Here is an 8930-nt window from a genome sequence, read left to right as displayed (position 1 = left end):
AACACAAACGGACGGCAATTCGCCGACTCTTGGCGGCCTACCCCAGCATGCCGTTCGTACTGATCGGCGACAGCGGTCAGCGCGACGCCCTCACCTACGAGGAAATGGCCCGCGAGTTCCCCGACCGGGCGGCGCTTATCCTGATCCGCCAAGTCGGGGATGACGACGACGAACGCAATATCGAACTGCGTTCACGCGCAACCGAACTACGCACCGAGGGCATTCCCCTGCATCTAGTGGCGGACGCTACCCAGGCCGCCGAACTCTCCAACGAACTGGGACTGTGCGATGAAGAGACCCTGGTGGAAGTTCGCGCCGAACTTACCGGCCCAGGACGGCGTTAACCGTGCATCGAACCTCATCGCGGTCGGTAGGGGGCATCCGAAACCTCGGATTGTCCTTGGCGATGGCGGCCGCTTTCTCGTAGACCTCGATGCAGGGCTTCGTCGACTCGGCAAAGCGTTCGCTGGAAGATTTGCTGACATGCAGGCTCCAAATTGTGAGCAGAGGCGCGAGCAGGCCCAGCAGGATTGGTAGAGCAAGTGTTCGCATGTATCGCCCGCTGCCCTGACCGATGGACTCGTCGCGGCGGGCGGCAATGCCGAGGACAATGAGCACTAGGCATGTCACGATGCTGGCCAGGAGAAACAGCAAAGAGATGGTGCTGTTGACATTTTTACCGACTGCGCTCAACCCGAAAACACTCGGTAAGCGGACCAGAATAAAGATATTGACCAGAAGGTAGATCACCCCGAGCAGCAACGGCAAGCCTGCCAGCTGGCTGCGCCGTGCGAGCGGTGCTCTACGGCTCTCGACGACGCTCTCCACAACGACGTCGGGGCCGACCTCAATGTCCACCCGGTCGCCCAAGCCCTTAGCTGGATCTTCAAAACTAGTCATGCAGCAAATCCTATCTCAGGCGATCGCGTAATCCGCCAACGGGAACCGATCCTGCTCACCCACGGCACTGCGGATCGACGTCGGACGGAACAACGGTGCCTCACCGGATTCGTTGAACCAGTAGGACCGTGAGCTGGCGCAACTGCCCAGCACGAAGACCGAATCCTCCAGCAAATCGGTCATCCTGTTGAGGAAACGCGAGTTGGCCGCGTCGGTGACTTCGAAAGTGCTTGCGCCGAGCCGCTGCAACTCCGTGAAGAGACGATTCATATGCCGCATCTGGCACTCGACGGTGTCGAACCACGACATACCGACCCAGGCATAGGGACTGGACAACGACAGGAAGTTGGGGAACGCCGGAACCGACAAGCCCTCATAAGCCTGGAATTTGTTCTCCCGCCACCACTTACCGAGATCGCGGCCGCCCCGGCCGATCACCTCGATCGCCGGCAGGTTGGCGTTCCACACATCGAAACCGGTCGCCAGCACCAGCGTGTCGATGACGTGTTTGGTGCCGTCGCGGCCCACCACGCCGTCGGACTCGATTCGGTCGATTCCCGCTGTCTCCAGATGGACGTTCGGCTGGTTGAACGCCCGGTAGTAGGTGTTGGACAGCGTGGGACGCTTGCAGCCGTAGGAATAGTTCGGCTTCAGTGCCCGACGAACCTTCTTGTCCCGCACCGAGATGAAGCGGTGCAGCCCCGCGATTGCCCCGACCACATAGCTGACCGGCTTGAAGTAGCGGTACTTCCACATCGCGATCAGCACCAGCAGATCGGTGAAGTTGTCGGTCGACCGGCGCAGTAACTGTTGCGAGCGGGGCGCCCGCGCGAAGGTCCGCTGAACGGCAGGGGCGAATCCGAAGTCAAGTTTGGGCATCACCCAGATCGGGGTTCGTTGGTAGACGGTCAGATCGGCAGCCACCTTGGCCAACTCCGGGATGAGCTGCACGCCGGTCGACCCGGTCCCGATCACTGCCACCCGCCTGCCATCCATCGAGTAGCTATCGTCCCAGCGCGCAGCATGTATGACCTTGCCCTCGAAGGTGTCGATGCCGGGAATATCGGGCCTCCGAGGCTGGCACAGGTAGCCGGTCGCGGCAACCAGGAAGCGGGCACGCAGGGTTTCACCGCCGGCCAGGGTCACCACCCAGACGCAGGCGTCCTCATCCCATCGGGCGCCCTCGACCGTGGTGTTCAACCGTAGGTAACGGCGCAGGTTGTACTTGTCGGCGACGTGTTCGGCGTATCGCTTCAACTCCACCCCGGGCGCATACAACCGCGACCAGTACGGGTTGGGCTCGAACCAGTACGAGTAGGTGGTCGATGGAACGTCGACGGTCAAGCCCGGGTAGTGGTTGACGTGCCAGGTGCCGCCGAGGTCGTCCTCACGGTCGATGATCGCGAGGTTGTCGTAGCCGAGGCGGTTGAGCTGGATCGCCGCGCCCATCCCCCCGAACCCGGCGCCGACGATCACCGCATCCAGTTGATCGGTACTCACGGGGTGTTCCTTCTGATAGGTCTATCCACCGGCCTGTTCGCCGGCGTCAGCCGCGGCGCGTGCGGAGTGGCCCCGCAATCGGTCCGCCGAGGAGTCTTGGCCCCTGCGCTGCTTGGCCGCGGGCTCGGCGGCCGGCTTATCGGCGGCGGTATCAAATTCCGCGGCGAGGGTCGCTCCGGCGACATCCTCTGCAGGGACGTCTGCGGTGGGGTCCAGTTCGGCGGGAGTGCTCGGTATCGTCCGGTCCGCCGTCGCCGGCTTGGGCACCGTCCGGTCCGCGGAATCCACGGCGGCATCGTCGGCCATCGTCGGTACCGCCGGGTTGGCGACGGCGACCGCCGCCGCGTCCAGGCTCGTCGACGGGAGGTCCGGGTCAGCCGCCTCGGCGCTGGCCAGAATGGCGGTGGCGGCGGCCTGCTGCAGCTGCCGCGGCGGCCCGCCGGGGTTCTCCGGGTCGCAGGTCGGGCAAAGCGTCGGCACGAACGGCAAGAAGAGCGGGGTTAGCGCTGTGTAGGGCCAGCCCTTCAACAGGAAACTGCGCGGAACGAACGGATTGAACGCGAGCACTAGAGCCTTACCGAACCGCTCTAGCGTCGCTCCGATCTCAGCGAGCGTGAGTGCTTTGGGAGTATTCGTTGCAGGGTCGGCGAGCAGGTAGTTGAGCACCGAGTTGACCGTGTCGGCAGGGTCGAGCTTGACGTAGGAGCCCGACCAGGGCACCGGCTGGCCTACCGAGCCCGGGATCTCCTCCCCGATCTCAGCTTCGGCGTCGCTGATCGGGTTGTTCAACTCAGGGAACTGGTAACCGGCATTGAGCACCCAGGAGGGCGCCTGGAACATCTGGCCGAGGATCGCCGCCGGGTCAGCGCAGGCAGGTCCCACAGACCCGGTGCAGCCGGCATTCATCGGAAGGTTGGCCCGCGCCCACCAGGAGAAATGGTCGCCTACCGAATTGGACAACGGTTTGAAGGGAATCGCCAGGTTAGCCAACGCGGTGGCCTTCGGCGGGTCGGCCGGGTCGAAACCCAGGACGTTGGTAGGGGTGTACACCCACCAGTTGCCGGTAACCTCCAGCGCGTAGGAAAGGTCGTTGATCGCATCCACGAACGCCCGCGGAATGCTGATCACGGCGTTGAAAAGGTTCGCCGGGATGTTGGCGGCCGAACCGTTCTGATCCAGCGCCACCGGCGCGTAGGACGGCGTGGCCCAGATGTCGCATCCGTCGGTGAGGTAGCCCGTGCAAGGTTGCGCCTCGACAACCGCGGCGGCGAGGCTGATGGCGGCCCGTACGACCCGGGACTCGTCGTCGTTCAGCGGTGGCACGATCTGCGCGGCGACGATCACACCAGCGCCCATCAACGCCACACCCGCGGCGCGGTACGAACGGACGGCAGCAGGCATGACAACCCTCTCAGGATTTCTCAGATTTCGGGGAGATAGATACTGCCGATGGTATCCACCGGACGGGATTGCAGCAAACCAGGGCTACCCGCCGAAGTGTCGTGCTTTGCTCCTCCAGCAAAGCTCAGAGCCCGCGTGCAACCAGCCACTCGTCGATTCGCTGGGCCACTGCTGGCCAGCCCGGTTCCAGCATCATGTTGTGCCCCATATCTCCGAAGAACACCGGCTCGGTGCGGTAGGCGCGGGCAGTTGCCCGCACCTCGTCCTGCGTGACGGAACCGTCCTGGTGCGCGCCCAGCACCAGCACCGGTGCTCGCACCCTGGCCGGCTTGGGCAGCATCAGCAGACCGTCGCGGCCCGAGCGTGCACTCTCCTCCTGAAGTCGCGAAGCGTAGCGAACTACCAGCTCCTCCGGGGTGTCCGGCGAGAAGAAGCGCCTACGGGCCAGTTCCGGGGTGCTGACATAGGGCAGCGACTCGCCGGTGATGCTGAGTTTGGTGAAGTGCCACGGATGCCTGCGCAGCCATCGCAGACCGGACCGAAGGTATCCCTGTGGAGGTGACGACGCCATCAATACCGCCGCCGGGGCGTCGTTGCCCTCCAGGTATTTCTGCACGAGTGCGCCCCCCATCGAATGGCCGATCAACACCGGTGGGGTGGGCAGCGCGTGGGCGACCGAAGCGATGTCGTCGAGGTAGTCAGCGAATGAGCAATCCCGTAATCGCTTATCCGTCGGGCTGTTTCCGTGCCCGCGAAAACTCAATGCCACCGCACGGTAGCCACGGTCTGCGAAAAAATCGAGAAAATGCTCATTCCAGCACCACGCGGCGTGCCAGGCGCCGTGGACGAAAAGCAACGGAGCCCGGTGGGATGGGGCGAATGATCCCGTGTCGATGACCTCAAGCATCGCGACCAGCGTAGATCCCGGCGACGCAACCCCGGAAACGGGACCGGAATAGGATCGGCCGCACCATGAGCCTTCCTGCCCCCGCCACCACCCCCGTCGTCGTCACCGGGGCCTCCTCCGGGATCGGCGCCGAGATCGCACGCGGGTTGGGGCGACGTGGCTACCCGCTGGTGTTGGTGGCCCGCCGCGCCGACCGACTCTGCGACCTCGCGGACGAATTGGACCGGAAGCACTCGGTACACGCCGAGGTGCTGCCGCTGGATCTGGCCCAGACCACCGACCGCGCCACCCTGATCGAGCGGGTTGCCCAGCAAACCCCCGCAGGGCTGGTCAACAGCGCGGGCTTCGGCACCAACGGGCTGTTCCAATCGCTGGACCGAACGCGCGAGACCGAACAGGTCACCGTCAATGCATTGGCCTTGATGGAACTCACCCATGCTGCGCTGCCCGGAATGATCGCGCGAGGTTCGGGCGCGGTGCTCAACATCGGTTCCATCGCCGGGTTCCAGCCGTTGCCCGACGCGGCGGTCTACTCGGCCACCAAGGCCTTCGTGCAGACGTTCTCCGAGGCCGTGCAGGAGGGCCTGCACGGTACCGGGGTTTCCTGCACCGTCCTCTGCCCGGGACCGGTGCACACCGAGTGGTGGGAGATCGCCGGCGCCGACCAATCCGGTGTCGGATTCGCAGCCACCTCCGCCGATGTCGTCGCTGACGCCGCGATCACCGCGATGCTTGACGGCAAGCGCCTGGTGGTGCCCGGCGTAGCCGCCAAGATGGTGGGGTTTGGCGGCCGGTTCACCCCGCACGGCATCCTGCTGCCGGCGCTGCGGCGTGCCGCCGCACGGCCGCGCTGAGCGGCACCGGCAGGTGTCCCCCGACCGTCAGTTGTGGCCGTCGATCCGCAGCAACCCTGAGCCTGGAGTCAAGGCAACCTTGCCGAACCACGCGCGATTTCCGTAGGTGTCCAGGTGCACCACCTCGTCGACCGGCCTGCGCGTGGTCGGCCCGTAGCGGCCGCGCGGCCAGCCCATCGGCACGATGGCGCACGGGGTCACCGACAGCGGCAGCCCCAACGTCCGGCGGGCGGAGGCCAGACTCCACAGCGGCAGCGTGATGAGCGAGGCCCCCAGGCCCATGGCTCGGGCGGCCAGCAGCAGGTTCTGCACGCTCGGGTAGATCGACCCGAAGAAGCCGGACAGTGCGGCGTGCGGCATGGGTAGGTAGGGCACCCGGCCTTCCCGGGCGGTCAGCCGCAGACAGGCCACCACGAGCACGGGGATCTCCTCGAAGTGGTCGACCTGCCATTGCACGGCACGCGCGGTCTTGGCCATCGATTCATCCCACGAGGCGACATCGCGGATCACCTTCTGGTAGTAGAGCGTCCAGGCCTGGCGGTATCGCTTGGCCAGCTTCTTCTTGACCCGGGGATCCTTGACGACGATGAACTCCCAGTTCTGCCCATTCGCCCCGGTCGGTGCGCGCAACGCCAATTCGATGCACGTCAGGACGAGCGCATCATCGACGGGGTCGGGTCGCAGCCGCCTGATGGCGCGCTGGGTCATCATCGCCTCGATGAGCGGCATGTCCAGTCGCGCAACGGCTTCGAGGACTGACGGCGTCGGCGACGGCTCGGTGGTCATCGGTTGGCTATCCAGTCGTCGGTGAAACGTCCTACCCCGGGGATCTGCTTGACGATCTCGGCGGCAATGTACTTCTCGATCTGGCCGCCGAGGACCGGCACCCCGACCTCAACGGTTCCGCTGAAACGCATGCAGGAGCCGTCGGCCTCCGGCGTCACGTCGGCGGTGCCGCGGGCGCGACCTCGCACCCCGCTGGCGTCGATTCGGATGTCCCCGCGCAGGAGTTCGCCGGACATCGGTCTCCAGATTTCGGTGCGATGCAACGCGAAATCGGCCGGCAGCGCCTTGGCGATCACTGCGGGCAGGGCTCCGCGGCGCATGTCCTGGGTGCTGACCACTTCGATCGTGCCGTCGTCGGCGACGGTGAGTGCATCCAGGGACATGGAGTCCCCGCCGTAGACCTCAAGACGCTTAAGCCAGTAGAGCCGCTGCCCGAACGCCGCCCGAACCTCAGCAACAGGCGAACGGTTGGAGGTCGTGACCTCAAAGCTGCGCGCCACGGCGATCCGACAGCAGCCGATCGGCGAGTCTGGCGGCGAACCGCCGGCTCTCTTCGACTTGGTCCTCGCTGACGTTGGTGGGCGGCATCTTCAGGCCAAGGTACCGCTCGCGGTACTCCCCCGAACCCAGATAACTGGTCAACGACAGCATTGACCTCACCTGGTCACCCGGATAGGTGAAGTGGATGGCGCCGACGTAGCGGCCACCCACCTTTTCGGCCAGTTTGCGGACGGCATTGAGGTTTTCCCGCCAGTACCTCCGGCATACCACGAAGACCGCGAACGGCGTGCCGTCGAGCAGTGGACGGGCTTCGCTGGACTTCAGGAACGACCGCAGCGGCATGCTGACGTCACGCCACCAGGTGGGCGAGCCGATGCACACCAGGTCGTAGTCGCTGCGCCGCACTTCATCGGGGGTGTGGATCTGCCCGGTGGCCTTGATGGTCTGCGCGGGCAGCATTCCGACGAAATCGCGCCACACGTGGTTCATGGGAAAGCGTGAGAACCGTTCGGCGTAGCGCGGATCGGTGAACACGATCGGTGCCGTGTGCACCTCGAAGCCCCGCTCACGAAACACCTCCCCGGCGGCGCCGAGAACCTTGCGCGCCTGACCGGTGTAGCTGTAGTACAGCAGCAGCACCCGGGGCGAACGGTCGGGCGTCTCGGCATCGTCGGTCATGGCAACCCCACCACCTTTGCCTCCTCGGGCGGTCACGGAATTCGCGCAGTCCTGCGCCTAGGAATACTCTCACACGGGTGCGCGACAGAGTTGCCGTGAACCTGACCGGCCCGGCCAAGACGATGCTCTCGACGTTGTATCTGAAGGCTCTTGATGCCGACTTCAAGCGCCCGGTTTTGGGCGACCGGTTCGCCAGAGATGCCATCGCCCGCATCGACTACGACTGGAGCACACTGGATATCGGCGCCGGCTGGGCGCCGCTATGCACGGTCCGCACCGCGCAGTACGACATCTGGGCGCGCCGGTTCCTGGCCGCCCATCCGCACTGCACGGTGATCCACCTGGGCTGTGGTCTGGATGCGCGGGTGTTCCGGGTCGATCCGGGGCCGGACGTCGAGTGGTATGACGTCGATTTCCCCGACGTCATCGCGCTGCGCGAGCAGGTGTACCCGACCCGGCCGAACTACCATCTGACCGCCACCTCGGCGACCGACCCGTCCTGGCTCGAGGCCATCCCGGCAGACCGCCCGGTGCTCTTCCTTGCCGAAGGCATCAGCATGTATCTCACCGAGCAACAGGGCATCGACCTGTTGCGCCACGTGGTCGGCCGGTTCGAATCCGGGGAAATCCAGATCGACTTCTTCAACTGGCTGGCCATCAAATCGCAGAAGACCCAGACGCTGGTGCGCCGGTCCGGGTCGACGCTGTATTGGGCCGTCAACTCCCCGCAGGACATCCTGCGCCGGGTACCCGGGCTGCGCCTGCGTGAGCGGGCCACATTCTTCGACGCCCGGACGTTCGCCCGCGTGACGGCCCGCTACCGCGCCGCCAAACGGGCGGTTCGGCTGGCGCCGGCGCTACGCAAGGCGCTGCAGTATCACGTCTACGAGTTCGGCAGCCCCAGCTAAAGCAGCCCCAGCTAGAGCCGGACCGCCTCAGGCCTGCGTGGCCGCGAACCCTCCCAGCAGCGATTCGATTGCGGCGATGCGCTTTTCCGGCTCCGGGCCGTGCGAGTGGTACTCGATCATGAGGCGGCCGGCGAAAATCTTGCTGGTGTAGATCTCGATTCCGGCGCCCACCGCGAAGTACAGCTCACCGTGACTGCCGAGCAGCTTGAGCTCCGGCGGGGTGGGCATCGGCGGCACGATGCCGTTGTCGGTGAACATCACCACATCGGGCAGCCCGGGCGGGTTGCCGACGTACTGCGGACTGAAATGCAGGAACGACTGCTGGATGACACCTTCGGCGATGTCCTTCTTGAAGGTGTCGTTGATATCGCGGGCCAATTCGACGATGTCGGTGTCGCGGCGGATGTCAGCGAGGTAGGTGGCGATCCCGACGGGGTTGGTGCATTCGGTCGCCGACACCGGCGGTGAGAGCAAGTAGCGCAAATCCACGGGGTA

At 65.3% G+C, this 8930-nt stretch carries 11 protein-coding genes; 3 read left to right on the top strand and 8 right to left on the bottom strand.

Annotation, left to right across the window (positions count from 1 at the left end):
* A partial coding sequence (locus ADBZ5N_RS15250; RefSeq protein ID WP_526258795.1) for a phosphatase domain-containing protein occupies nucleotides 1-344 on the top strand: 344 nt, incomplete at its 5' end.
* Here ADBZ5N_RS15250 and ADBZ5N_RS15245 read toward each other — a convergent pair.
* The 4 genes from ADBZ5N_RS15245 to ADBZ5N_RS15230 all read right to left on the bottom strand — a co-directional run bounded on the left by ADBZ5N_RS15245 (nucleotide 322) and on the right by ADBZ5N_RS15230 (nucleotide 4708).
* Entirely contained in the window at nucleotides 322-900 is a 579-nt protein-coding gene (locus tag ADBZ5N_RS15245; RefSeq protein WP_526258793.1) for a hypothetical protein, read from the bottom strand. The genes ADBZ5N_RS15250 and ADBZ5N_RS15245 overlap by 23 nt on opposite strands.
* Nucleotides 901-915: 15 nt before the next feature.
* Nucleotides 916-2400: a flavin-containing monooxygenase gene (locus ADBZ5N_RS15240; protein WP_526258791.1), complete on the bottom strand. Its 1485-nt coding sequence runs from the start codon at nucleotides 2398-2400 to the stop codon at nucleotides 916-918.
* 21 nt (nucleotides 2401-2421) lie between these two features.
* A complete protein-coding gene (locus ADBZ5N_RS15235) occupies nucleotides 2422-3801 on the bottom strand; it encodes a hypothetical protein (protein WP_526258789.1) in 1380 nt (459 codons plus the stop codon).
* Nucleotides 3802-3925: 124 nt separating this feature from the next.
* Nucleotides 3926-4708 (bottom strand): alpha/beta hydrolase, encoded by a 783-nt coding sequence (locus ADBZ5N_RS15230; protein ID WP_526258787.1) that lies wholly within the window; start codon nucleotides 4706-4708, stop codon nucleotides 3926-3928.
* A gap of 65 nt (nucleotides 4709-4773) precedes the next feature.
* Here ADBZ5N_RS15230 and ADBZ5N_RS15225 point away from each other — a divergent pair, with 65 nt between their 5' ends.
* The gene (locus ADBZ5N_RS15225; RefSeq protein WP_526258785.1) at nucleotides 4774-5562 is read left to right on the top strand and encodes an SDR family NAD(P)-dependent oxidoreductase; all 789 of its coding nucleotides are present in this window, start codon (nucleotides 4774-4776) and stop codon (nucleotides 5560-5562) included.
* Nucleotides 5563-5589: 27 nt separating this feature from the next.
* Here the strand turns inward: ADBZ5N_RS15225 and ADBZ5N_RS15220 are convergent, their stop codons facing one another.
* The 3 genes from ADBZ5N_RS15220 to ADBZ5N_RS15210 are packed head-to-tail and all read right to left on the bottom strand — an operon-like array spanning nucleotide 5590 to nucleotide 7527.
* Nucleotides 5590-6348 (bottom strand): nitroreductase family protein, encoded by a 759-nt coding sequence (locus ADBZ5N_RS15220; protein WP_526258783.1) that lies wholly within the window; start codon nucleotides 6346-6348, stop codon nucleotides 5590-5592.
* A complete protein-coding gene (locus tag ADBZ5N_RS15215) occupies nucleotides 6345-6848 on the bottom strand; it encodes a DUF2505 family protein (RefSeq protein WP_526258781.1) in 504 nt (167 codons plus the stop codon). The genes ADBZ5N_RS15220 and ADBZ5N_RS15215 overlap by 4 nt, the downstream gene beginning before the upstream one ends.
* A complete protein-coding gene (locus ADBZ5N_RS15210; protein ID WP_526258779.1) occupies nucleotides 6832-7527 on the bottom strand; it encodes a flavodoxin family protein in 696 nt (231 codons plus the stop codon). Before ADBZ5N_RS15210 ends, ADBZ5N_RS15215 begins: the two co-directional genes overlap by 17 nt.
* Nucleotides 7528-7604: 77 nt before the next feature.
* Between ADBZ5N_RS15210 and ADBZ5N_RS15205 the strand changes: the two genes are divergently transcribed.
* On the top strand, nucleotides 7605-8435 hold the full coding sequence (locus tag ADBZ5N_RS15205) for a class I SAM-dependent methyltransferase (protein ID WP_526258777.1): 831 nt from the start codon (nucleotides 7605-7607) through the stop codon (nucleotides 8433-8435).
* A gap of 27 nt (nucleotides 8436-8462) precedes the next feature.
* Here the strand turns inward: ADBZ5N_RS15205 and ADBZ5N_RS15200 are convergent.
* On the bottom strand, nucleotides 8463-8930 hold a 468-nt coding region (locus ADBZ5N_RS15200), incomplete at its 5' end, for a phthiocerol/phthiodiolone dimycocerosyl transferase family protein (protein ID WP_526258775.1).

The organism is Mycobacterium sp. (genome assembly GCF_044370595.1).
Lineage (GTDB): Bacteria > Actinomycetota > Actinomycetes > Mycobacteriales > Mycobacteriaceae > Mycobacterium.
Note: the sequence above shows the minus strand (reverse complement) of the source record. Positions and strands in the feature narration are given on the sequence as shown.

Coding starts and splice junctions, on each gene's coding strand:
- ADBZ5N_RS15220 (WP_526258783.1), bottom strand. CDS start 6,348: ATGACCACCGAGCCGTCGCCGACGCCGTCAGTCCTCGAAGCCGTTGCG.
- ADBZ5N_RS15245 (WP_526258793.1), bottom strand. CDS start 900: ATGACTAGTTTTGAAGATCCAGCTAAGGGCTTGGGCGACCGGGTGGAC.
- ADBZ5N_RS15210 (WP_526258779.1), bottom strand. CDS start 7,527: ATGACCGACGATGCCGAGACGCCCGACCGTTCGCCCCGGGTGCTGCTG.
- ADBZ5N_RS15235 (WP_526258789.1), bottom strand. CDS start 3,801: ATGCCTGCTGCCGTCCGTTCGTACCGCGCCGCGGGTGTGGCGTTGATG.
- ADBZ5N_RS15225 (WP_526258785.1), top strand. CDS start 4,774: ATGAGCCTTCCTGCCCCCGCCACCACCCCCGTCGTCGTCACCGGGGCC.
- ADBZ5N_RS15230 (WP_526258787.1), bottom strand. CDS start 4,708: ATGCTTGAGGTCATCGACACGGGATCATTCGCCCCATCCCACCGGGCT.